Below are 20,643 nucleotides of genomic sequence, written 5' to 3'. Positions count from 1 at the left end.
GAAGAACAGCAAAACCAGGTGTTTCCTCCGCCGTCGCGGCCGGGCATCATTCCTGCATGGGGGAGAACGGATGGCGTTGGAGCGACGCCTGGATCTTCGTCGCGCTTGTCATCGCCAGTGGCGCCGGCCGGCACCGGCGGTCCGCGTCGACACGCCGCCCCGAAGGCGTACGACTGGCCGACGTCCTCTCCACCGCCGACCACCTCAACCAGGCCATCCCCGAGCGGCACGAGGTGGAGGGCGCGGTCCGGCGGCTCGTCGGCGCGGGCCTGGTCAGCGTCGCCGACGGCTGGTTCCGGGTCACACCGGACGGTGAGCGGCTCTGGCGCACCCGCCCCAGCGCCGGGCTCGGCACCACTGTGGACACGGTGCAGGGCGTGCTGACCCGCCGGCACCCGCCCGGTGAGTCCGAGTGGCAGCTCGACGAGGACGACCACGCCGCCGCCGTGCAGGAGTACGTGGTCCGCTCGATCCCGATGCCGCGCCGCTCCCCCGAGGGGCACTCCGGCCGGCAGTGAGCGCGCCTCAGCGCACCGGGTGCCCGGCGCCGCGCAGCGCGTCCTTGACCTCGCCGACGGTCAGCTCACCGAAGTGGAAGACGCTCGCCGCGAGCACCGCGTCCGCCCCCGCGCCGACGGCCGGCGGGAAGTGCGCCACCTCGCCCGCGCCGCCGCTGGCGATCACCGGGACGTCGACCACCTCCCGGACCGCCTGGATCAGCGGCAGGTCGAACCCGGCCTTGGTGCCGTCGGCGTCCATCGAGTTGAGCAGGATCTCCCCCGCGCCCAGCTCGGCGCCGCGCGCCGCCCACTCGACCGCGTCCAGCCCGGTGCCCCGCCGCCCGCCGTGCGTGGTCACCTCGAAACCGCTCGGCGTCGTGCCGTCGGGCGCGCGGCGCACGTCCAGTGAGAGCACGAGCACCTGACTGCCGAACCGGTCGGCGATCTCGGCGATCAGCTCCGGGCGGGCGATGGCGGCGGTGTTCACGCCCACCTTGTCCGCCCCGGCCCGCAGCAGCGTGTCGACGTCGGCGACCTGGCGGACGCCGCCGCCCACGGTGAGCGGGATGAAGACCGACTCGGCGGTACGCCGCACCACGTCGAGCATGGTGCCGCGGTCACTGGACGAGGCGGTGACGTCGAGGAAGGTCAGCTCGTCCGCGCCGGCCCGGTCGTACGCCGCCGCCAGCTCCACCGGGTCGCCCGCGTCGCGCAGGTCGAGGAAGTTGACCCCCTTGACCACGCGCCCGGCGTCCACGTCCAGACACGGGATGACCCGTACCGCCACCGTCATGCCCCGAGCCTAGCCAACGCGCGGGCGGTGGTGACCCGCCGGTGAGGCCGGTCACCACCGCCCGTGGTGGTACGGGTTCACGCCGGTCAGAGACGGACCAGCATCTTGCCGAGGTTCTCGCCGCGCAGCAGGCCGAGGAACGCCTCCGGGGCCTGCTCGATGCCGTCGACGATCGTCTCGTCGTACGACAGCCGGCCCTCGCGCAGCCAGCCCGCCACCTCCTGCACGAACTGCTCCCGCAGGTGACCGTGGTCACTGACGAGGAAGCCGCGCAGCGTCAGGCGTTTGCCGATCACCAGCGCCAGGTTGCGCGGCGCGGCCGGCGGCTCGGTGGCGTTGTACTGGGCGATCATGCCGCAGATGGCGGCCCGGCCGTGCACGTTCATCGCCCCGATCGCGGCCTCCAGGTGGTCGCCGCCGACGTTGTCGAAGTACACGTCGACGCCGTCCGGCGCGGCCGCCCTGAGCTGCTTGGACACCGGGCCGTCGTGGTAGTCGAACGCGGCGTCGAAGCCGAGCGCGGTGAGCCGTTCCACCTTCGCCGCGGAGCCGGCGCTGCCGATCACCCGGCCGGCGCCGCGCAGCTTCGCGATCTGGCCGACCATGCTGCCCACCGCGCCGGCCGCGCCGGAGACGAAGACGGTCTCCCCCGGCTTCATGGCGGCCACGTCGAGCAGCCCGGCGTACGCGGTCAGCCCGGTCATGCCGAGCACGCCCAGATGGGCGGTCACCGGCGCCAGGTCCGGGTCGATCTTGCGCGCGCCCTTGGCGTCCACCAGCGCGTACTCACGCCAGCCCAGCCCGTGCAGCACCGTGTCGCCGGGCTTGACGCCGCCGGCCTCGCCGGCCACCACCTCACCGATCGCGCCCCCGTCGAGCGGGGCGTCGAGCGCGAACGGCGGCACGTACGACTTGACGTCGTTCATCCGCCCGCGCATGTACGGGTCGACGGACATGAACCGGTTGCGGACCACCACCTGCCCCGGGCCCGGCGTCGGCACCTCGGTGGTGACCAGCCGGAAGTTCTCCGCGGTCGGCCAGCCCTGCGGCCGGGACGCCAGATGGATCTCCCGGTTCATCCCGCTCATCGGGCCTCGCGGACCGTGCGGGTGACCTCGACGTTGCCCCGGGTCGCGTTGGAGTAGGGGCAGACCTGGTGGGCCGCGTCGACCAACTGCTCAGCGGCCGCGCGCTCGACCGCGGGCAGGTCCACCACGAGCGTCACGGCGAGGCCGAAGCCGCCGCTGCCGTTCGGGCCGATGCCCACCTCGGCCTCGACCACCGAGCCGGAGACGTCCGCCTTGGCCTTGCGGGCGACCACGCGCAGCGCGGAGTGGAAGCAGGCCGCGTAGCCGGCCGCGAAGAGCTGCTCCGGGTTGGCCGCGCCGCCGGCGCCACCCATCTCCTTCGGTACGGCGAGGTCCAGCTCGACCGTGCCGTCGGAGGTGCGGACGTGACCGTCGCGGCCGTCGCCGGTGGCGCGGGCGGAGGCGGTGTAGAGCACCTGCATGTCACTGCTCCTTCTGTCGGTGGATCGTCTCGGTGACCCGGGTGAGGATGCCGTGGAGGAAGACCAGCTCGGCCTCGGTGAGCCCGGTGGCGGTGGCCACCTGCCGCGGCACGTCACACATCCGCTCCCGCAGGGCCCGGCCCTGGCCGGTGAGGCCCACCTCGACCCGGCGCTCGTCGGCGGCCGAACGGGTACGCACCACCAGGCCGGCCGCCTCCAGCCGCTTGAGCAGCGGGGAGAGCGTGCCGGAGTCGAGCCGGAGCGCGGCGCCGAGCTCGGAGACCGTGGGGGCGTCGTCGTCACGCTCCCAGAGCACCAGCAGCACCAGGTACTGCGGATAGGTCAGGCCGTGCTCGTCGAGGATGGGCCGGTAGACGTCGGTCATGGCGCGCGACGCCGCGTAGAGGGCGAAGCACACCTGCCGGCGCAGCACCAGATCATCGGTCACCGCGAAACCGTAACGCACAATTAGGTTGTGCACAACCGATCGGCGTGTGGTCCGGGGCGCGCGAGGCACCCCGGAACGCCTCAGGCGGGGAGGTACGCCTCCAGCTCGACCTCGACCAGCAGGTCCGGGTCGATCAGCCCGGCCACCACCACCATCGTCGCCACCGGGCGTACCGGGCCGAACACCGCGTTGTGCGCCCGGCCCACCTCGTCGGCGAAGATCCGGTCCGTCACGTACATCCGGGTCCGCACCACGTCGCCCGGCCCGGCGCCCACCTCGGCCAGCGCGTCCAGGCCGATCCGGATCGCCCGCGCGGTCTGCGCCGCCGCGTCGCCGGCGTGCGCCACCCGGCCGTCCACAGTGGAGGTGCAGCCGGCCGTGATCGCCAGCGAACCGGCCCGGACCACCCGCGAGTAGCCGTACAGCGCCTCCCACGGGCCGCCCGAGCCGAGCCGGGTCACCACACCGGCGTCCGCCGGCGGCTCGGGCGGCGCGGCGGTCACGCGTCGGCCCGCAGCGTCGCCAGCGCCTCGGCGACGGTGAACGCGCCCGCGTAGAGCGCCTTCCCGGCGATCACGCCCTCCACGCCCACCGGCTCCAGCGTGGCCAGCGCCCGCAGGTCGTCGAGCGTGGACACGCCGCCGGAGGCGATCACCGGGGCGTCGGTGCGGGCACACACCTCGCGCAGCAGGTCCAGGTTCGGCCCGCGCATGGTGCCGTCCTTGGTGATGTCGGTGACCACGTACCGCGCCGCGCCCGCCGCGTCCAGCCGGGCCAGCACCTCGTACAGGTCACCGCCGTCGCGGGTCCAGCCGCGCGCCGACAGGGTACGGCCGCGCACGTCCAGCCCGATCGCCACCCGGTCGCCGTACTCGCCGCAGATCCGGTCGCACCACTGCGGATCCTCCAGCGCGGCGGTGCCGATGTTCACCCGCGCCGCCCCGGTGGCCAGCGCCGCCCGCAGCGACTCGTCGTCGCGGATGCCACCGGACAGCTCCACCTTCACGTCCAGCTTGCCGACCACCTCGGCCAGCAGCGCGGCGTTGGAGCCCCGCCCGAACGCGGCGTCCAGATCCACCAGATGGATCCACTCCGCGCCGTCGGACTGCCAGGCCAGCGCCGCGTCCAGCGGGTCGCCGTACGCGGTCTCGCTACCGGCGGCGCCCTGCACGAGCCGGACGGCCTGGCCGTCGGCGACGTCCACGGCGGGCAACAGGGTGAGGCTCAACGCTTCTCTCCTCGGGTCCTCAACGACGGTCCAGCGCGATCACCACGATCGCGGGCAGGACCAGCAACAACAACGCGACCAGCACCAGCCGCAGCGCCAGGTCGTCCACCAGGCTCCAGATGCCGACCACCGCCACCGCGGTGAGCACCAGGATCGTCGCCCGCTCCCGGCGGGTGTGCCGGCGCAGCCGGCCGGTACGGCCGCGCCGCAGCGACGGCGTCAGCCGGCGTACCAGGGAACGACGCCGTTCCCGGCGGGCCACCCGGCGGGCGCGGGCGGCGCGCGCACGCTCCTGCTCGGCCTCGCGCTCCGCGCGGCGGCGGGCCCGCTCCTTGCTCACGCGGCCGCCAGCGGGCCGGTCACAGCGTGCCGAGCCAGTTGCGCAGCAGCGCCGCACCGGCGTCGGCCGACTTCTCCGGGTGGAACTGCGCGGCCGACAGCGCGCCCCGCTCCACCGCGGCCACGAAGTCCGTGCCGTGGTGCGCGGTCGTCACCGTGGCGCCCGCCTCGGCCAGCGCCGCCGGGTCCGTCACGCCGTAGGAGTGCACGAAGTAGAACCGGGTGCCCTCCGGCAGCCCGGCGAACAGCGTCGAGCCGGCCGGCGGCCGCACCGTGTTCCAGCCCATGTGCGGCAGCCGCCGCGCGGGCAGCCGGGTCACGCCGCCGGGCAGCAGCCCGAGCCCCTTGGTGACCACGCCGTGCTCCTCGCCGTGCCCGAAGAGGATCTGCATGCCGACGCAGATGCCCAGCACCGGCCGCCCGGCGGCGACCCGCTCGGCGATCACCGGCCCGGCGCCCAGCGCCTCGATCCCGGCCATGCAGGCGGCGAACGCGCCCACGCCTGGCACCACCAGGCCGTCGGCCGACGCGGCGGCGTCCAGGTCGTCGGTGACGGTCACGTCGGCGCCGGCCCGCGCCACCGCGCGCTCGGCCGACCGCAGGTTGCCCGAGCCGTAGTCGAGCACCACCACGCGCCGCGTCATCAGCTCTCCCCCGGCAGCAGCCAGAGCACCCCGGCGACGGTGGCCAGTACGGCCAGCAGCCCGGTGACCACCACGGCGGCGCGCGGCGCGCCCTGCTTGAGCAGCGACCACGTCCCGCCGACCAGCAGCCCGGCCAGGATCAACACAAGAGTGGGCAGCACCTTCATCAGAGCCGCCTTTCATTCGCGACTGCGGGACTCCGCTGCGCTGCGTTCCTCGCGCTCATCAGAGAGCGCCCTTCGTGGACGGCACCACACCGGCGTTACGCGGGTCCAGCGCGGTGGCCTCGCGCAGCGCGCGGGAGACGGCCTTGAACTGCGCCTCGACCACGTGGTGCGCATCCGGGTGACCGCCCGGCCGGGCCGCGCGCAGCACGTCCACGTGCAGCGTGATCCGGGCCGACTGGCCGAACGACTCCCAGATGTGCCGGGTCATGCTGGTCGGGTAGACCGGCCCGATGTACGGGGCCAGCGCCGGCTCGTCGTGCACCACGTACGGGCGGCCGGACAGGTCGACGGCGGCGCGGACCAGCACCTCGTCCATCGGGACGGTGGCCGAGCCGTACCGCCGGATGCCCGCCTTGTCGCCCAGCGCCCGGTCGAACGCGGCGCCCAGCGCCAGCGCGGTGTCCTCCATCGTGTGGTGCGCGTCGATCTCCAGGTCGCCGACCGTGTGCACGGTCAGGTCGAAGCCGCCGTGCCGGGCGATCTGGTTGAGCATGTGGTCGTAGAAGCCGACGCCGGTGGAGATGTCGGCCTGGCCGGTGCCGTCGAGGTCGATCTCGACGAGCACCTTGGTCTCGTTTGTGACCCGCTCGATCCGGGCGATCCGGCTCATGAAACGTTCTCCATCGCGGTGAGGAAGGCGTCGGTCTCGGTCGGGGTGCCGGCGGTGACGCGCAGCCAGCCGGGCAGGCCGACGTCGCGCACCAGCACGCCGGCATCGAGCAGGGTACGCCAGGCCACCGCCTGGTCCCCGTCGACGGCGAACAGCACGAAGTTCGCGTCGCTGTCGGCCACCCGGTGGCCCCGGGCGCGCAGTTCGGCGACGATCCGGTCCCGCTGCTCCATGATCGCGGCCACGGTGCCGAGCAGGGCGTCCCGGTGCGCCAGCGCCGCGCGGGCGGCGGCCTGGGTGAGCGCGGACAGGTGGTACGGCAGCCGGACCAGCTGCACCGCGTCCACCACCGCCGGGTCGGCGGCCAGGTAGCCGAGCCGGCCGCCGGCGAAGCCGAACGCCTTGCTCATGGTGCGGGTCACCACCAGCCGCGGGTGGCCGGGCAGCACCGCCAGCGCGCTCACCGTGCCGGGCCGGGCGAACTCGGCGTACGCCTCGTCCACGACCACCATGCCGGGCGCCTCGTCCAGCACGGCGGCGACCACGGCCGGGTCGAGCGCGGTGCCGGTCGGGTTGTTCGGCGAGCAGAGGAACACCACGTCCGGCCGGTGCTCGCGGACCTGGGCCACCGCCTCGTCGGCGGTGAGCCCGAAGTCCGCGCCGCGCCGGGCGGGCACCCACCGGGTGCCGGTGCCGAGCGCCAGCAGCGGGTGCATCGAGTACGCCGGGGTGAAGCCGAGCGCGGTGCGCCCGGGACCGCCGAACGCCTGCAGCAGCTGCTGCTGGATCTCGTTGGAGCCGTTCGCCGCCCACACGTGGTCGGCGGTGAGCCCGTGTCCCAGGTAGGCGGCCAGGTCGGCGCGCAGCGCCACCGCGTCCCGGTCCGGGTAGCGGTTGAGGTCACGCAGCTCGGCGGCGAGCGCCTTGCCGATCGCCTCGACCACCGGCTCGGGCACCGGGTAGGAGTTCTCGTTGGTGTTCAGCCGCACCGGCACGTCGAGCTGCGGCGCGCCGTACGGCGTGCGCCCGCGCAGGTCCTCGCGGATCGGCAGGTCGTCGAGCGTGGTCACGACGCCCCGCCCTCGGGGAACCGGACGCTGACCGCCTGGCCGTGCGCGGGCAGGTCCTCCACGGTCGCCAGCGTGACCACGTGCGGGGCCACGTCGCGCAGCGCCTCCTGCGTGTATTCGACCAGGTGGACGCCGCGCAGGAACGACTGCACGGACAGCCCGGAGGAGTGCCGGGCGCAGCCGCCGGTGGGCAGCACGTGGTTGGAGCCCGCGCAGTAGTCGCCGAGCGACACCGGCGACCACGCGCCCACGAACACCGCACCGGCGTTGCGGACCCGCAGCGCCCACTCACGGGCGTTCTCGGTCTGGATCTCCAGGTGCTCGGCCGCGTACGCGTCGACCACCCGCAGGCCCGCCTCCAGGTCGTCGACGAGGACCACGCCGCTCTGCTCGCCGCGCAGCGCGGTGCCGATCCGCTCGGCGTGCTTGGCCGCGGGCGCCTGCCGGGCCAGCTCCGCGTCGACCGCGTCGGCCAGCGCTGTGGACGGGGTGACCAGCACGCTGGCCGCGAGCGGGTCGTGCTCGGCCTGGCTGATCAGGTCGGCGGCGACGTGCGCCGGGTCGGCGGTGTCGTCGGCCAGGATCGCGATCTCGGTCGGGCCGGCCTCGGCGTCGATGCCGACCACGCCGCGCAGCAGCCGCTTCGCGGCGGTGACCCAGATGTTGCCCGGGCCGGTGATCATGTCGACCGGCTCGCAGCGCTCGTCCCCGGCCGGGTCGGCGCCCGCCCCGTACGCGAGCATGGCGACGGCCTGGGCGCCGCCGACGGCGTACACCTCGTCCACGCCGAGCAGCGCGCAGGCCGCCAGGACCCGGCGGTCCGGCAGGCCGTCGTTGTCCTTCTGCGGCGGGCTCACCACCACCAGCGAGCGCACCCCGGCCGCCTGGGCCGGGACGACGTTCATCACCACCGTCGACGGGTACATGGCCAGGCCGCCGGGGACGTAGAGACCGACCCGGTCGACCGGCACCCACCGCTCGGTGACCGTGCCGCCGGGCACCACGGTCGTGGTGTGGTCGGTGCGGCGCTGGTCGGCGTGCACCTTGCGGGCCCTGGTGATCGACTCCAGCAGCGCGGCGCGGACCTGCGGGTCCAGCTCGTCCTCGGCGGCGCGGATCGTCTCGACCGGCACCCGCAGCCGCTCCGGTGACACACCGTCGAACCGTTCGCTGGCCTCCCGGATCGCCGGGTACCCATGCTCCCGGACCGCCTCGACCAGCGGGCGGATCCGCTCGACCGCCACGGAGACGTCGAGCTGGGCACGGGGCAGCAGGCGGCGCGGGTCACGTGCCCCGCCGCGCAGGTCGATCCGATTCAGCACGCCTGCGAGTCTAGGCCGCCGCCGCGGCGACCGGCCCGGGCCGCCCGCACGCCGGGACGGTGAGCCGGGACACGCGCGGGCGGGCGCGTTGGGGATACGCTCGATCGCGTGAGCGCACGGCTGCCGGTGTTCCCGCTCGGGACCGTCCTCTTCCCCGGGCTGGTCCTTCCGCTGCACATCTTCGAGGAGCGCTACCGGGCGCTGGTTCGCCACCTGGTGGCGCTGCCCGAGGGCGCGCCGCGCGAGTTCGGCGTGGTCGCGATCCGGGCCGGCTGGGAGGTGGCGCCGGCCGGGCCGCCGGGGCGCTTCGGGCTGACCGCCGGCGAGGTCACGCTGCACGAGGTGGGCTGCACCGCCGAGCTGCGGCAGGTCACCGAGCTGGCCGACGGCGGGTTCGACATCGTCACCGTGGGGCGGCGCCGGTTCCGCCTCGCCGAGGTCGACCATTCCGCCGAGCCCTACCTGACGGCGGAGGTGGAGTGGTTGCCCGAGCCGGGCGGCCCGGACGAGACGGCCGACCTGCTGGCGGCCCGGGTGATCTCGGTGTTCCGGCAATATCTCGGCCTGATCCGGCCGGACCAGCAGGAGATCTCCGAGCAGTTGCCGGAGGACCCGACGGTGCTCTCGCACCTGGTGGCCGCGACCGCCGCGCTGACCGTGGACGACCGGCAGCGGCTGCTCGCCATCGACGACACCGCCGCCCGCCTGCGGGCCGAGCTGCGCCTGCTCAACCGGGAGGCGGCGTTGCTGCGGCAGGTCCGGGCGGTGCCGGTGCCGCTCAGCGAGCTGGCGGGTCTCCCGGCGCCGAACTGAACCCCGGCGCCGGCGGCGGCCACCCGCCGTCGAACTCCGGCTCCGGCCGCAGCGACGGCCACCGCGACCAGCCCGCGAGCAGCGTGTACGTGACTGCGGCGCCGAACGCGGCGAGCAGCAGGTTGCCGTGCGGCAGCGGGAGCGGGCCGAACCAGTCGACGCCGCCGGCGCGCAGGTCGACGGGTTTGGTGAAGGCGGTACCCGGCGGCGCGGTCTCCACCAGCCGCTGGAACGTGGACAGGCCGATCCGGCGGCCGACCTGCCAGGCCACCACCGCCGCGCCGAGACCGCCGAGGGTGACCGCGAGCAGGCCCGCCGGACCACGCCGGCGGCGCAGCACCACCCACAGGGTGATCGCGGCGAGCACGCCGAAGCCGAGGGTCAGGAGGCTGAACCAGCCGTCCGCGGCGATCGGCTGCTCCGGCTGCGTGGTGGCGTAGACCGCGCCGGCCGGCGTCTGCCGTACCGGGGTGGCCGGCGCCGCCCACACCCAGAGCAGCCCGAGCGGCGCGCCGAGCGCGGTGAGCAGCGCGGCCACGCCGAGGGTGGTCGCCACCACCCGGCCGGCGGATCGCCGGGACGCGGGCGACGCACCGGGGAGCTGCGTCACGACGCCCGGATGCCCGGCCAGCGGGTCGGCGCCGGGCGCGGTGACCGGGGTGCCGGCGGGCACCGGCAGTCCGCCGGGCCAGCCGGGTGGTCCGCCGGGCCAGGCAGGCGGCTGCTCGCGCTCGGGCCGCGCCTCGGCGCCGTCGGCACGCTCGCGCGTCCGCTCGGGATCAGGGGTGTCCGGAGTCACCCGTTGATCCTCTCAGGCCGGGGCACGGCGCGGGGCGGTGGTCGCCGCCTCAGCGCGCGAACGGTTCCACCATCACCGCGGCGGCCTTGAGCCAGGCGTTGCGGGTCTCGGCCTGGAGCTGGTGGTACTCGATCGAGGAGCCGGTCTCCAGCGCCGGGTCGTAGGGCACCACCGCCACCGCCCGGGTCCGGGTGGCGAAGTGCCGTTCCAGGTCGTCCTGCAGGGAGGTCCGGCCGGGCGTCGGGCAGGAGATCAACGTGACCGCGTTGTCGGCCAGGTCGCCCATGCCCTCCTCGTGCAGCAGGTCGAGCATCCAGTCCGCGCTGAACGCCGCGTCCTCACGCGGCACGGTGGTCACCACGAGCTGGTCGGCCGCCTGCATCACGGTACGCCAGTTCGGGCTCTCCACGTTGTTGCCGGTGTCCACGCAGACCACCTCGTGGGTGCGGCGCAGCAGCTCCAGCACCCGCTTGACGGTGAACTGGTCGAGCCGCTGGGCGAAGCGCGGGCTCTCCTCGCCGGCCAGCACGTCGTAAGAGCCGTCGGAGGCGTGCCGCAGGTAGTCGTCGAGGTGGGACAGCAGCCGGTTGCCCTCGAGGATCTCGATCTGCGCCAGGTCGTGGATCAGGTGGCGGATGGTGCGGGCGTGCCGGGCGCTGCCGGCCCGCAGCCCGAGCGTGCCGCGCAGCTCGTTGTCGTCCCAGGCGAGCACGCCGCGCCCGCGGACGCTGCCCACCGTCGCCGCGGCGAGCACGGTGGCGGTGGTCTTGTGCACCCCGCCCTTGGGGTTGGCGAACGCGAGCACCCGGGGCGTGCCCAGCTCGCGGCGCAGCACGCTGGTGGCGCGTTCCAGCTCGGCGTCCGGCTCGGGGGCACGCCACTGCGCCTGGGCCGGCGCGACCCGCCCGGCGCGGCCGGAGCGGCCCTCCAGCGGGCTGCGCGGCGCGGGCACCACCGGTTCCGGCGCGGGCGGGACGTCCGGCCGGTAGCGGCCCCGGTCGAGCAGGGCGTACCGGGACTCGGCCGGCGGTGGCGCGGGCCGGTAGCCACCGTCGAGAAGGGAGTAGCGCGACTCGGCCGGCGCCTCGGCCCGGCCGCGCGGCTCCGGCAGCGCCGGTTCGGCGCGCCAGGACGGCTCCGGCCGGGGCTCGGCGGCGAAGGACGGGTCCGGCGCGACAGACGGCTCGGCGCGCCAGGACGGCTCGGCCGGATAGGGCTGCCCGGCGCGCCAGGACGGCTCCGGGTCGGTGCGGTACGCCGGCTCGGCCCGGTAGGCCGGTTCACCCTCCTGGCGGGGGTCGGCGCGGAAGGCGGGGTCGACCCGGAACGTGGCCTCGGCCCGGTAACCGGGCTCGGCGCCGTACGACCCGTCGGGGGCGCGGCCGACGGCGGCGGCGCGCCCGGTCCAGCCGGTGCCGGCGGCGCGGCGTGGCAGCGGGTCGGGCGGCGGCGCGTGGTGGTCCTCGACGTGCCGGTCGGCGTCGGCGTGCTCCGCGCCGCGACCGCCGAGCCGGGCCCGGTCGAGCAGCGCCCGCCACCGCGGTGCCGGCTCGCCCTGCCGACCCCAGCCGGTCTCGCTGCCGTCCAAGGATTCGCCCTCCCCCAGCCCATCGATCTCCGCCTGACAGGCTACGAACGAAACCCTATTCGGACCACTCCCCGCGCCGCACATCGCCCGGTGACCCGCCGCACGGTGGGATCGACCGGGTGGCCGCGCCCGCTGATGTCTCAGGAGGTGGGAGCGGGATTGGGTGGCCCGGATCCGGGGACCGGCGCACGGGCGGTCGGTGAAGGTCCGCTCACCGTCCGTGCAGCTTCCGACGAATCGCCCATTCCGCCGCCCTGGGCCGCTGCGCTGTCCGCCGGCGGCCGGGCCACGTCACGCTGCTCCGGCAGCGGCGGGGTGAACACCGTCCGGTCGAGCCGGGTGACCTCCGGCGCCGGGTCCACCACCCGTACGTCCGGGCGCCCGGCGAGCGCGCGCAGCGCGTCCGGCGCGGCACGGACCACCGCGGCGTACACGCAGGCGCACCCGGTCCGGTAGGCGTCCGCCTCCCGGGCCGCGACCTCGGCCCCGCTCTCGTACACCCGGCGCAGCTCCGGATCGGCGGTGGCCGCCGGGGCGGCGGCGCGCGACCGGTAGTCGGCGGCCTCCCGGTCCTTGCGCCCGGCGACGTCGGCCATCCCGGCGACCACGTCGTCCGGCAGCCGCAACGCCGCGATCCGGACGATCTCGGTCTGCCGGCCGGACAGCGGCACCCGCGCCACCACCGCCGAGACCGGCGCGCCGTCCAGCGCGGCGGCCGCCCGCGCCGGGGTCAGGTAGCCGGCGAACGAGACGAGCGCGTAGGCGTCGGGCGCGTCGAGGGCGGCCAGCTCCTCCCCGGCGGCACGCAGGTACGCCGGGACGCTCGCGCCGGCGGCCACCCCGACCCGGGTCACCTCGCCGACAGTGCGGTCGCTGACCGGACGGTCCCGCCGCTGTGCCACCGCTACCACCAGCACCACCAGCGCGCAGGCCAGCGCCAACCAGGTCAGCGTGGTGAACCGGGACCGGCGCGGCGGCGCGGTGTCGTCGCTCATGGTCAGTCGCGCAGGATCTCCAGCGCCCGGGCCAGATCCTCCGGGTAGTCGCTGACGAACGTCACCTCGTCGCCGGTGCCCGGGTGCGCGAAGCTCAGCGAACGGGCGTGCAGCCACTGCCGGGACAGCCCGAGCCGGGCCGACAGAGTCGGGTCCGCCCCGTAGGTCAGGTCGCCCACGCAGGGGTGCCGCATGCTGGAGAAGTGCACCCGGATCTGGTGCGTGCGCCCGGTCTCCAGCCGTACGTCGAGCAGGCTGGCGGAGGGGAACGCCTCGAGTGTGTCGTAGTGGGTGATGCTCGGCTTGCCGCCGGAGACCACCGCCCACCGGTAGTCGTGGTGCGGGTGCCTGTCGATCGGCGCGTCGATGGTGCCGCGCAGCGGGTCCGGGTGGCCCTGCACCACGGCGTGGTAGCGCTTCTCCACCTCGCGCTCCTTGAACGCCCGCTTGAGCGCGGTGTACGCGCGCTCGCTCTTGGCCACCGCCATGATCCCGGTGGTGCCGACGTCGAGCCGGTGCACCACGCCCTGCCGCTCCGCCGCGCCGCTGGTGGAGATGCGGTGGCCGATGCCGGCCAGCCCGCCGATCACCGTCGGGCCGGTCCAGCCGGGGCTCGGGTGCGCGGCCACCCCGACCGGCTTGTCCACCACCACGATGTCGTCGTCGGCGTACACCACGGTCAGGCCGGGCACGGCCTGCGGCACCACGGTCGGCGGGGCGGGCGGCGCGGGCAGCGTGACCTCCAGCCACGAGCCGGCCTTGACCTTGTGCGAGTTGGGCCGGGCCACGCCGTCGACGAGCGCGTCGCCGGCGTCGATCAGGCCGGCGGCGGCGGTGCGGGAGAGCCCGAACAGCCGGGACACGGCCTGGTCCAGGCGCATGCCGTCGAGGCCGTCCGGGACGGGCAGGGAGCGGGTGTCGCCGCCGGCGGCGAACGCGGAGGTCACGCGGTCTCCCGCTGCTCGGTCGCGGCGACGTCGTCGCGCTTCTCGTCGCGCAGCCGGGAGCCGTCGCGTTGCCGGCCGGTCAGCTCCAGGAAGACCGCCAGCACCACGCCGCAGACCAGCGAGCTGTCGGCCAGGTTGAACACCGGCCAGACCTGGCCGTACGGGTCGAAGAGGCTGATCATGTCGACCACGTGGCCGACGAAATGCCCGGGCGCGCGGAAGATCCGGTCGATCAGGTTGCCCAGCGCGCCGCCCAGCACCAGGCCCAGCGACACCGCCCACGGCAGCGAGCGCAGCCGCAGCGCCATCCACGCGATCCACCCGATCACCACGAACGTGATGATCGGGAAGACCCAGGTGTGGTCGGAGCCGATGCTCCAGGCGGCGCCGCTGTTGCGGGTGAGGCTGAAGTAGACCGCGCCGCCGAGCACCGACACCGGCTCCCGGCCGGTCAGCTCGGCCAGCGCGAGCTGTTTGGTGCCCAGATCCGCCAGCAGCGAGAACAGGGACACGCCGAGCAGCAGGCCGACGGCCCTGCGGCGGGGCGCGCCGGCACCCGACTCGGTGGTGCCGGAACCGGCGGGCGGTGCTGCGGTCATCTGCTCCCCATCGACGCTTGCGACGGCGTGGTCACCGTCTGCCGTACGGCCGCCGGGGAGCGGTGATCAGCGCCGCTCCTCCAGCTGCTTGCAGGTCACGCAGAGGGTGGCCGACGGGAACGCGGCGAGCCGCTCCACCGGGATCGGGTTGCCGCACCGCTCGCACCAGCCGTAGCCGCCCTCGTCGAGGCGCTCCAGCGCGCGCTCGACCTGCGTGATCCGCTCCTTGATGCTGTTGGCGAGAGAGATCTCCTGCTCCCGCTCGAACGTCTTGGTGCCGGTGTCGGCCTGGTCGTCCCCGGCCGAGTCGGTCAGCCGGTCGCGCTGCAGCTCGGTGATCTCGCTCAGCGTCTGATCGTACTCGGCGTTCAGCTCGTCCCGCCGCGCCGCCAGGGCGGCCCGGATCTTCTCGGTCTCCGCCGCGCTGCGGGTGGCCTTCGGCGCGGGCTTGCGGCCGGCGGTCCTGGTGTCGGCTGGCTTCGCCATCGTCAGCTCCCTCAGCCGCGTGGCGCGGCGGTCAGCGGTACGTGGGCGGGGACGCCTTCGTCGGCGTCTCCGCGTACGGAAGGGTGCACGGCGAGCGGGCCCGCCGTGCACTCCGGAGGTTGGCAAGAATACGGAACGTACAGGCGTCCGACAACGTGCCGCACCGTCGTCCCACGTATCCGCCCCGGACTGCCATCAATCGGGGCAAAAGGAACGGTAGCAGATCAGCGGGCCGTCTCCTCGCCGTACTCCCCGAACCACCGCGCCAGCCGGCCCCGGCGGCTCACCGCCCGCAGCCGCCGCTCGGTCTCGTCCCGCGCGCCGGCGGTGGCGACGATGAGCAGGCTGTCCCCGACCTTGAGCCGGGTGTCCGCGCCGGGCACGAACCCGACGCCGTCGCGCAGCACCAGCGTGACCGCGGCGCCCACCGGCAGCCGCAGCTCGTCCACGTGCACCCCGGCCAGCCGGGACCCGTCCGGCACCTCCAGCTGGAGCAGGTCGGCGCGCATCCGCTCCAGCGGGGCGGTCTCCAGCATGATCTCGTTCGGCTCGGCCGGCGCGATCACGCCCAGCCGGCGGGCCGCCGACGCCAGCGTTCCGGCCTGGAGCAACGTGAAGATCACCACCAGCACGAAGACCGCGTCGAAGAGGCGGTCCGCCCCCGGCACGTGCAGCGACAGCGGGATGGTGGCGAGCACGACCGGCACCGCGCCGCGCAGACCGGCCCAGGACAGGAAGAGCTGCTCGCGCAGGTTGACCCGGAACGCCAGCGCGGACACCGCCACCGACAACGGCCGGGCGAGCAGCAGCAGGGCCAGCCCGGTGATCACGGCGGGCAGCACCGCGGTGTCCAGCCGGCTCGGCGAGACCAGCAGGCCGAGCAGCACGAACAGGCCGATCTGGGCCAGCCAGGCCAGCCCGTCGGCGAAGCCGAGGATGGCCTGCCGGTGCGGCAGGCGGGAGTTGCCGAGCAGCACGCCGGCCACGTACACGGCGAGGAAGCCGGAGGCGTGCACCACCGAGCCGGCCGCGTACGCCAGCACGGTGAAGCCGACCACCGCGATCGGGTACAGGCCGGCCGACGGGAGCGCGGCACGGCGCAGCGCGTACCGCCCGGCCAGCCCGGCGCCCACCCCGACCGCCGCGCCGACGCCCAGCTCGTAGCCGAGCAGCAGCGCCTCGTACCACCACGGGTGGGCCGCCTCCGCTCCGGCGCGGGAGAGCAGCAGCACCACGAGCACGACGGGCGCGTCGTTCACCCCGGACTCGGCCTCCAGCGCGGCCACCAGCCGGGGTGGCAGACGCAACCGGCGCAGCGTGGCGAACACCGCCGCCGCGTCGGTCGAGGAGAGCACCGCGCCGTAGAGCAGCGCCAGCCGCCAGTCCAGGTCGAGCAGCAGGTGCACCACCACGCCGACGACCACGATGCTGACCACCACGCCGACGGTGGACAGCGTGGCCGCCAGCCCGAGCACCGGCCGCAGCGTGCTCCACCGGGCGGTCAGGCCGCCCTCCGCGATGATCACGATGAGCGCGCAGAAGCCGAGCACCCGGGTCAGCTCGACGTCGTCGAAGCGGATGCCCAGCCCGGCCTCGCCGAGCAGCACCCCGAGCGCCAGGTAGACCAGCAGGCTCGGCACGCCGAGCCGGGTGGAGAAGCGCACCGCGCCCACCGCCACCAGCAGCACGGCGGCGCCCACCAGCAACGCGACGTCCAGCCCGGGGGTCATCGCCGACCGGCCCGGGCGGATCTCACGGCGTGCTGCCGTCGCGCAGTCGCCGCAGCACCTCGGGCAGTTCGGCGTGCGGGCGTTCCACCAGGAAGAGCTTGTCCCGGCTGGCCGCGCCGGAGCGCAGCGACACGGTCGCCGGCCGGACGCCGAGCGCATCGGCGAGCGCCCTCCGGGCCGCCTCGGTCGCGCGGCCGTCCACCGCCGGCGCGTGCACCGCGACGACGAGCGCGGGACCCAGCGGCCCGTCGTACCGGCCGCCGACCCGGGTCCGGGACGCGCCGGGCTTCACCCGCACCGCGACGGTGAGCGTGTCGTCCGCGATCGTCATGGTCAGCGGGGCCGGGCCTCGGCCAGCAGGGTGGTGGCGGCGGCGCACTGCGCGCACGGGGTGAAGCCCAGGCCGACCGCCTCGGCGACCGGAACGGGCTCGTCCTCCCGGCCCACCAGATGCGGGCAGCCGGGCAGGTGGAAGCGGGGGTGGCCGTCGACCACCAGGACCTCGCCGGGCAGCCGCACCAGCCGGGCCACCTGCCCGGCGGAGAGGTACTCGGCCGGCGGGTCGCCGTCGAACGCATCGCCCGGCGCGGGCGAGGTGGGCCGCGTGGCGTCCGAGGCGCGCTGGCCGGGCGGTGAGTAGGGCGTCGGTTCCGCGTCGGTCACCGGCTCGGCGGCGACGCGTTCGTACGACTCAACGGTCGCCGGCTCGTAAGTCGCGGTGTAGGGATCGGCGTCGAACGGATCGGCCGGCGGCGAGTACGCGGCCGGCGGCGGGGTGTCGTCCGGTTCGGTCACCGGCGACCCGGGCGGTTGCCGCCACCCGGATCCGCCGGCGTCGACCGTGGACGTGTGGTGCGGGACCGGGCTCACCGGGTCGTCCGGAGACGGGACGGTGTGCGCGGTCCGGGTACGCGGCCCGGTCGCCCGGCCGGCCGTGGCCCGCGCCGCGGCCGCCTGGCGGGCGAACGCGACGAAGACGACGGCGGACAGGACGCTGGCCGCGATCGAGACGATGAGCAGGAGGCTGGATCCGCCGGCGAGCCCGGCGACCAGCAGCACGACCGCGACGACGATGAGCAGGATGCTGGCGGCTACCACGGCTCACCCCCGGCCGCGTCGTGTCGGTCTGGGCGGTCGGTGGCCGTCACGGGGACGGCCACCGACGCGGGATCAGCGGCCGGACTCGAGCGAGCCGGCGCCGCGGCCACCGCCGTAGGAGCCGGCGAGGCCGGCCGCGGCGAGACCGTTGCTGCCGGCGGCACGGGTGCCCTCGGCGCGGTTCATCTCCACCTCGAGGCCCTGGCCGCGACCGTCGAGGTCACGCAGCTGGCTCTCCAGGTACGCCTTGAGCCGGGTGCGGTACTCGCGCTCGAACTGCTTGAGCTCCTCGATGTGCTTCTGCAGCGCGGTGCGCTTGGCGTCCAGGCCGCCCATGGCCTCCTGGTGCCGCTGGCGGGCGTCCCGCTCCAGGGCGTCGGCCTTGGCGCGCGCCTCCCGGGTGACCTCCTCGGCCTTCGAACGGGCCTCGGAGAGCAGCTGGTCGGCCTCGCGACGGGCGTCGGAGACGTGGTCGTCGGCGGTGCGCTGGGCCATCATGAGCACCCGCAGCGCCTGCTGCTCGCCGTCCCCGGTCACCCCGGCCGGGCCGCCCTGCGTGCGGACCTGCTCCAGCTCGGCCTGCATCGCGCGGGCCGCCTGCTCGGCGGCCGCCTTGTCGCGCTGCACCCGGTCGAGCTGGGCCTTGACGTCGTTGAGCTCCGCCGCGAGGCGGGCGTCACCGCCGGGGCCGGCGGGAGCGCCACCCCGACCGCCGCGCTCCACCTGGGCGCGCAGCTCGTTGTTCTCCTCGATCAGACGGGCCAGCTCGCGCTCGACCTCGTCCAGGAAGGCGTCGACCTCCTCCTCGTCATACCCCCGCTTGCCGATCGGCGGCTTTTTGAAGGCGACGTTGTGAACGTCGGCCGGGGTCAGCGGCATCGAAACTCCTCGGGTCAGTTGCGGCCGCGAAAGCGCTCTGGTCAGGCAAACGCGAAGATCAGGCGCCTAAACACGAACTCCATCAGCACGAACAGGATAACCAGGAGCACAAGGGAGGCCAGGTCGATGCTCACGGTACCAATTCGCAGTGGCGGGATCACACGCCTCAACGCTCGCAGGGGCGGATCAGTGACGCTCCACACGACTTCCAGTCCCGCCGACGCTCCCCGGCCCGGTTGCCAGCGGCGACCATAGGCCAGCACCGCCCCCATAACAAATCGCGCCAAAAGGACAATTAGGAAGATGTACAGCAGCAGGTAGAGCACCTGGAACAGGATCGACAACACGGCAGGCGACGTCCCTCGGTCATGTGGGTCAGCTCAGGCTGAAGAAGCCGCCCTCAGCGATCTTGGCCTTGTCCTCCGCGGTGACCTGGACGTTGGCCGGTGAGAGCAGGAACACCCGGTTGGTCACGCGCTCGATCGTACCGCGCAGGCCGAACGCGAGCCCGGCGGCGAAGTCGACAAGGCGGCGGGCGTCCGCCTCGTCCATCTCGGTGAGATTGATGATCACCGGGACGCCGTCCCGGAAGTGCTCGCCGATGGTCCGCGCCTCGCGGTAGGTGGTCGGGTGCAGCGTGGTGATCTGGTAGCGCTGCTCGTCCTCCGGCGCCACCCGCTCCCGCTCGCGCGGCTGGGCCTGCGGCGCGAGCGCGAGATTGTCCCGCGTGTGATAGGTCAGGGCGCCCGAGGTCTCGCCGGCGGAGGACCGGGTGATCGACCGGACGCTGGAGCGCTCGACCCGCTCCGGGCGCTCCACGTCGCCCCGGTCGGTGTCGACCGACCGGCTGGAGGCGCGCTCGGACAGCCGGCCCCGGTCGCTGAGGCGGGACCGCGTCGCCGGCGGCTCGTCGGCCTCGTCGTCGTCCTCGTCGGCGAACTCCTCGGCGTACCGGCTCGACCGGTAGCGCGACGAGTCCCGGTAGCCACCCTTGTCGTAGCCACCGTCCTCGTACGCCCGCTCGTCGTCCTCCTCGACCAGACCGAGCCAGACCCCCGCCTTGCGCAGTGCACCCATCCCCGCGCCCTTCCGTCCGCCGTGCGGCACGCGCCCCCGTGCCGTGTCGCTTGATCACGAGTGGACGATCATGCCCACCGGACCGGATCGGCAATCCCCTGACGTGCGGTTCGCGGTCCGCCCGTCACGGCCCCCGGCTACGGGGACGCCGTCCTGAACAACACTGATGTAATTTGCTTCCGTCGTGGTGAGGCTACCGCAGCGCAGGGCGCATTCCGAGCAACGCGCTGCCGACACGGACATGTGTCGCGCCGTGCCCGATCGCGCTTTCCAGGTCGCCGCTCATCCCCGCCGACAGCACCGTGGCGCCCGGATGGTCGGCCCGTAGCGCCGCCGCCACCTCGGCCAGCCGGGCGAACGCCCGGTCCGGCTCCCAGCCCAGCGGCGCCACCGCCATCAGGCCGGCCAGCCGCAGGCCGTCCGCGCCGGCCACCGCCGCAGCGACCGGGTCGAGCCCGCGCTGCGGATCGGCGGCGCCCGGCAGTGCCCCGCCCCGGGCCGGGTCGCCGTCGATGCTCACCTGCACCAGCACGTCCAGCGGCCGGTCCCGGACCGCGCCCGCGGCGGCGTCCAGCGCGGCGGCCAGCCGGACGCTGTCCACCGACTGGACCACGTCGGCGTACCGGACCACCGACCGGGCCTTGTTGCGCTGCAACTGGCCGATGAAGTGCCAGCGCGGCGCGGCGCCGGCTTCGGCCACCGCCTCCGCCTTCGGCGCCGCCTCCTGGTCGCGGTTCTCCCCGACGTCGGTCACGCCCAGCGCGGCCAGCGCCACCACGTCCGACGCCGGGTACGTCTTGGTCACCGCGACCAGGGTGACCGCGTCCCGCTGCCGCCCGGCCGCCGCGCAGGCGTCGGCGATGCGGGCCCGGACCCGGGCCAGCCCGGCCGCCAGCTCGGCGCGCCGCTCGGGCCGCACCGCCGTCTGTGACTCCGTCATC

General features: G+C 74.9%; 27 protein-coding genes. 2 read left to right on the top strand and 25 right to left on the bottom strand.

Features of this window, described 5'->3' with window-relative positions:
* Positions 1 to 56 precede the first annotated feature (56 nt).
* The gene (locus A8711_RS19865) at positions 57 to 518 is read left to right on the top strand and encodes a hypothetical protein (RefSeq protein WP_043329504.1); all 462 of its coding nucleotides are present in this window, start codon (positions 57 to 59) and stop codon (positions 516 to 518) included.
* A gap of 7 nt (positions 519 to 525) precedes the next feature.
* Here the strand turns inward: A8711_RS19865 and hisF are convergent, their stop codons facing one another.
* The 12 genes from hisF to hisD all read right to left on the bottom strand — a co-directional run bounded on the left by hisF (position 526) and on the right by hisD (position 8,691).
* Positions 526 to 1,293 (bottom strand): imidazole glycerol phosphate synthase subunit HisF, encoded by a 768-nt coding sequence (hisF, locus tag A8711_RS19860; protein ID WP_043329502.1) that lies wholly within the window; start codon positions 1,291 to 1,293, stop codon positions 526 to 528.
* An 86-nt stretch (positions 1,294 to 1,379) separates the two neighbouring features.
* Positions 1,380 to 2,381, bottom strand: coding sequence for an NADP-dependent oxidoreductase (locus A8711_RS19855; protein WP_064445244.1), 1,002 nt, complete (start codon positions 2,379 to 2,381; stop codon positions 1,380 to 1,382).
* Complete coding sequence (locus tag A8711_RS19850; protein ID WP_064445243.1) at positions 2,378 to 2,803, bottom strand: organic hydroperoxide resistance protein; 426 nt, start codon at positions 2,801 to 2,803, stop codon at positions 2,378 to 2,380. Before A8711_RS19850 ends, A8711_RS19855 begins: the two co-directional genes overlap by 4 nt.
* Position 2,804: 1 nt before the next feature.
* On the bottom strand, positions 2,805 to 3,251 hold the full coding sequence (locus A8711_RS19845; protein WP_043331106.1) for a MarR family winged helix-turn-helix transcriptional regulator: 447 nt from the start codon (positions 3,249 to 3,251) through the stop codon (positions 2,805 to 2,807).
* An 80-nt stretch (positions 3,252 to 3,331) separates the two neighbouring features.
* Positions 3,332 to 3,754, bottom strand: a complete 423-nt coding sequence (locus tag A8711_RS19840; RefSeq protein WP_069089037.1) for a Rid family hydrolase — start codon at positions 3,752 to 3,754, stop codon at positions 3,332 to 3,334.
* Positions 3,751 to 4,479 (bottom strand): bifunctional 1-(5-phosphoribosyl)-5-((5-phosphoribosylamino)methylideneamino)imidazole-4-carboxamide isomerase/phosphoribosylanthranilate isomerase PriA, encoded by a 729-nt coding sequence (priA, locus tag A8711_RS19835; RefSeq protein WP_069089036.1) that lies wholly within the window; start codon positions 4,477 to 4,479, stop codon positions 3,751 to 3,753. The genes A8711_RS19840 and priA overlap by 4 nt, the downstream gene beginning before the upstream one ends.
* 19 nt (positions 4,480 to 4,498) lie before the next feature.
* Positions 4,499 to 4,819 (bottom strand): hypothetical protein, encoded by a 321-nt coding sequence (locus A8711_RS19830; RefSeq protein WP_069089035.1) that lies wholly within the window; start codon positions 4,817 to 4,819, stop codon positions 4,499 to 4,501.
* A gap of 19 nt (positions 4,820 to 4,838) precedes the next feature.
* A complete protein-coding gene (hisH, locus tag A8711_RS19825; protein ID WP_043329494.1) occupies positions 4,839 to 5,462 on the bottom strand; it encodes an imidazole glycerol phosphate synthase subunit HisH in 624 nt (207 codons plus the stop codon).
* Positions 5,462 to 5,629 (bottom strand): hypothetical protein, encoded by a 168-nt coding sequence (locus tag A8711_RS32475; RefSeq protein ID WP_176722837.1) that lies wholly within the window; start codon positions 5,627 to 5,629, stop codon positions 5,462 to 5,464. Before A8711_RS32475 ends, hisH begins: the two co-directional genes overlap by 1 nt.
* A 58-nt stretch (positions 5,630 to 5,687) precedes the next feature.
* Positions 5,688 to 6,299, bottom strand: a complete 612-nt coding sequence (gene hisB / locus A8711_RS19820) for an imidazoleglycerol-phosphate dehydratase HisB (RefSeq protein ID WP_043329493.1) — start codon at positions 6,297 to 6,299, stop codon at positions 5,688 to 5,690.
* Positions 6,296 to 7,369 carry a histidinol-phosphate transaminase gene (locus tag A8711_RS19815; RefSeq protein ID WP_069089034.1) on the bottom strand — a complete coding sequence of 358 codons (1,074 nt, stop codon included), beginning with the start codon at positions 7,367 to 7,369 and terminating at the stop codon, positions 6,296 to 6,298. The genes hisB and A8711_RS19815 overlap by 4 nt, the downstream gene beginning before the upstream one ends.
* On the bottom strand, positions 7,366 to 8,691 hold the full coding sequence (gene hisD / locus A8711_RS19810; protein WP_043329491.1) for a histidinol dehydrogenase: 1,326 nt from the start codon (positions 8,689 to 8,691) through the stop codon (positions 7,366 to 7,368). Before hisD ends, A8711_RS19815 begins: the two co-directional genes overlap by 4 nt.
* Before the next feature lie 108 nt (positions 8,692 to 8,799).
* Here hisD and A8711_RS19805 point away from each other — a divergent pair, with 108 nt between their 5' ends.
* Positions 8,800 to 9,504: an LON peptidase substrate-binding domain-containing protein gene (locus A8711_RS19805; protein ID WP_069089033.1), complete on the top strand. Its 705-nt coding sequence runs from the start codon at positions 8,800 to 8,802 to the stop codon at positions 9,502 to 9,504.
* Here the strand turns inward: A8711_RS19805 and A8711_RS19800 are convergent.
* The 13 genes from A8711_RS19800 to A8711_RS19740 form a co-directional block, all read right to left on the bottom strand.
* Positions 9,470 to 10,303, bottom strand: coding sequence for a DUF2567 domain-containing protein (locus A8711_RS19800; protein ID WP_069089032.1), 834 nt, complete (start codon positions 10,301 to 10,303; stop codon positions 9,470 to 9,472). The two genes, A8711_RS19805 and A8711_RS19800, sit on opposite strands and share 35 nt — an antisense overlap.
* A gap of 49 nt (positions 10,304 to 10,352) precedes the next feature.
* Positions 10,353 to 11,891: a hypothetical protein gene (locus tag A8711_RS19795; RefSeq protein ID WP_064445237.1), complete on the bottom strand. Its 1,539-nt coding sequence runs from the start codon at positions 11,889 to 11,891 to the stop codon at positions 10,353 to 10,355.
* A gap of 140 nt (positions 11,892 to 12,031) precedes the next feature.
* On the bottom strand, positions 12,032 to 12,886 hold the full coding sequence (locus A8711_RS19790; RefSeq protein WP_069089031.1) for a hypothetical protein: 855 nt from the start codon (positions 12,884 to 12,886) through the stop codon (positions 12,032 to 12,034).
* Positions 12,887 to 12,888: 2 nt separating this feature from the next.
* On the bottom strand, positions 12,889 to 13,833 hold the full coding sequence (locus A8711_RS19785; RefSeq protein WP_064445235.1) for an RluA family pseudouridine synthase: 945 nt from the start codon (positions 13,831 to 13,833) through the stop codon (positions 12,889 to 12,891).
* A complete protein-coding gene (gene lspA, locus A8711_RS19780; protein ID WP_043329486.1) occupies positions 13,830 to 14,432 on the bottom strand; it encodes a signal peptidase II in 603 nt (200 codons plus the stop codon). The genes A8711_RS19785 and lspA overlap by 4 nt, the downstream gene beginning before the upstream one ends.
* 66 nt (positions 14,433 to 14,498) lie before the next feature.
* Positions 14,499 to 14,918, bottom strand: a complete 420-nt coding sequence (locus A8711_RS19775) for a TraR/DksA C4-type zinc finger protein (protein ID WP_030500254.1) — start codon at positions 14,916 to 14,918, stop codon at positions 14,499 to 14,501.
* Positions 14,919 to 15,142: 224 nt separating this feature from the next.
* On the bottom strand, positions 15,143 to 16,648 hold the full coding sequence (locus A8711_RS19770) for a potassium/proton antiporter (protein ID WP_069089030.1): 1,506 nt from the start codon (positions 16,646 to 16,648) through the stop codon (positions 15,143 to 15,145).
* 22 nt (positions 16,649 to 16,670) lie between these two features.
* Positions 16,671 to 16,979, bottom strand: coding sequence for a DUF167 domain-containing protein (locus tag A8711_RS19765; protein WP_069089029.1), 309 nt, complete (start codon positions 16,977 to 16,979; stop codon positions 16,671 to 16,673).
* A 2-nt stretch (positions 16,980 to 16,981) separates the two neighbouring features.
* Positions 16,982 to 17,746 (bottom strand): hypothetical protein, encoded by a 765-nt coding sequence (locus tag A8711_RS19760; RefSeq protein ID WP_069089028.1) that lies wholly within the window; start codon positions 17,744 to 17,746, stop codon positions 16,982 to 16,984.
* A gap of 72 nt (positions 17,747 to 17,818) precedes the next feature.
* Positions 17,819 to 18,625, bottom strand: a complete 807-nt coding sequence (locus A8711_RS19755; RefSeq protein ID WP_043329484.1) for a DivIVA domain-containing protein — start codon at positions 18,623 to 18,625, stop codon at positions 17,819 to 17,821.
* Positions 18,626 to 18,666: 41 nt separating this feature from the next.
* Positions 18,667 to 18,972 carry a YggT family protein gene (locus tag A8711_RS19750; RefSeq protein ID WP_030500249.1) on the bottom strand — a complete coding sequence of 102 codons (306 nt, stop codon included), beginning with the start codon at positions 18,970 to 18,972 and terminating at the stop codon, positions 18,667 to 18,669.
* 28 nt (positions 18,973 to 19,000) lie between these two features.
* Positions 19,001 to 19,702, bottom strand: coding sequence for a cell division protein SepF (locus A8711_RS19745; RefSeq protein WP_043329483.1), 702 nt, complete (start codon positions 19,700 to 19,702; stop codon positions 19,001 to 19,003).
* A gap of 193 nt (positions 19,703 to 19,895) precedes the next feature.
* A complete protein-coding gene (locus A8711_RS19740) occupies positions 19,896 to 20,642 on the bottom strand; it encodes a YggS family pyridoxal phosphate-dependent enzyme (RefSeq protein ID WP_064445230.1) in 747 nt (248 codons plus the stop codon).
* Position 20,643 lies beyond the last annotated feature (1 nt).

It is taken from the genome of Micromonospora sp. II (assembly GCF_001709195.1).
Classification (GTDB): domain Bacteria; phylum Actinomycetota; class Actinomycetes; order Mycobacteriales; family Micromonosporaceae; genus Micromonospora; species Micromonospora chalcea.
This window is presented reverse-complemented; position numbering and strand designations above follow the sequence as displayed.

Bases quoted from the DNA above. Each gene is read 5' to 3' on its own strand.
- A8711_RS19770 (WP_069089030.1), bottom strand. From the start codon at position 16,648: ATGACCCCCGGGCTGGACGTCGCGTTGCTGGTGGGCGCCGCCGTGCTG.
- A8711_RS19740 (WP_064445230.1), bottom strand. From the start codon at position 20,642: ATGACGGAGTCACAGACGGCGGTGCGGCCCGAGCGGCGCGCCGAGCTG.
- A8711_RS19865 (WP_043329504.1), top strand. From the start codon at position 57: ATGGGGGAGAACGGATGGCGTTGGAGCGACGCCTGGATCTTCGTCGCG.
- A8711_RS32475 (WP_176722837.1), bottom strand. From the start codon at position 5,629: ATGAAGGTGCTGCCCACTCTTGTGTTGATCCTGGCCGGGCTGCTGGTC.
- hisF (WP_043329502.1), bottom strand. From the start codon at position 1,293: ATGACGGTGGCGGTACGGGTCATCCCGTGTCTGGACGTGGACGCCGGG.
- lspA (WP_043329486.1), bottom strand. From the start codon at position 14,432: ATGACCGCAGCACCGCCCGCCGGTTCCGGCACCACCGAGTCGGGTGCC.
- A8711_RS19755 (WP_043329484.1), bottom strand. From the start codon at position 18,625: ATGCCGCTGACCCCGGCCGACGTTCACAACGTCGCCTTCAAAAAGCCG.
- hisB (WP_043329493.1), bottom strand. From the start codon at position 6,299: ATGAGCCGGATCGCCCGGATCGAGCGGGTCACAAACGAGACCAAGGTG.
- A8711_RS19790 (WP_069089031.1), bottom strand. From the start codon at position 12,886: ATGAGCGACGACACCGCGCCGCCGCGCCGGTCCCGGTTCACCACGCTG.
- hisH (WP_043329494.1), bottom strand. From the start codon at position 5,462: ATGACGCGGCGCGTGGTGGTGCTCGACTACGGCTCGGGCAACCTGCGG.
- A8711_RS19745 (WP_043329483.1), bottom strand. From the start codon at position 19,702: ATGGGTGCACTGCGCAAGGCGGGGGTCTGGCTCGGTCTGGTCGAGGAG.
- A8711_RS19775 (WP_030500254.1), bottom strand. From the start codon at position 14,918: ATGGCGAAGCCAGCCGACACCAGGACCGCCGGCCGCAAGCCCGCGCCG.
- A8711_RS19855 (WP_064445244.1), bottom strand. From the start codon at position 2,381: ATGAGCGGGATGAACCGGGAGATCCATCTGGCGTCCCGGCCGCAGGGC.
- A8711_RS19850 (WP_064445243.1), bottom strand. From the start codon at position 2,803: ATGCAGGTGCTCTACACCGCCTCCGCCCGCGCCACCGGCGACGGCCGC.
- A8711_RS19765 (WP_069089029.1), bottom strand. From the start codon at position 16,979: ATGACGATCGCGGACGACACGCTCACCGTCGCGGTGCGGGTGAAGCCC.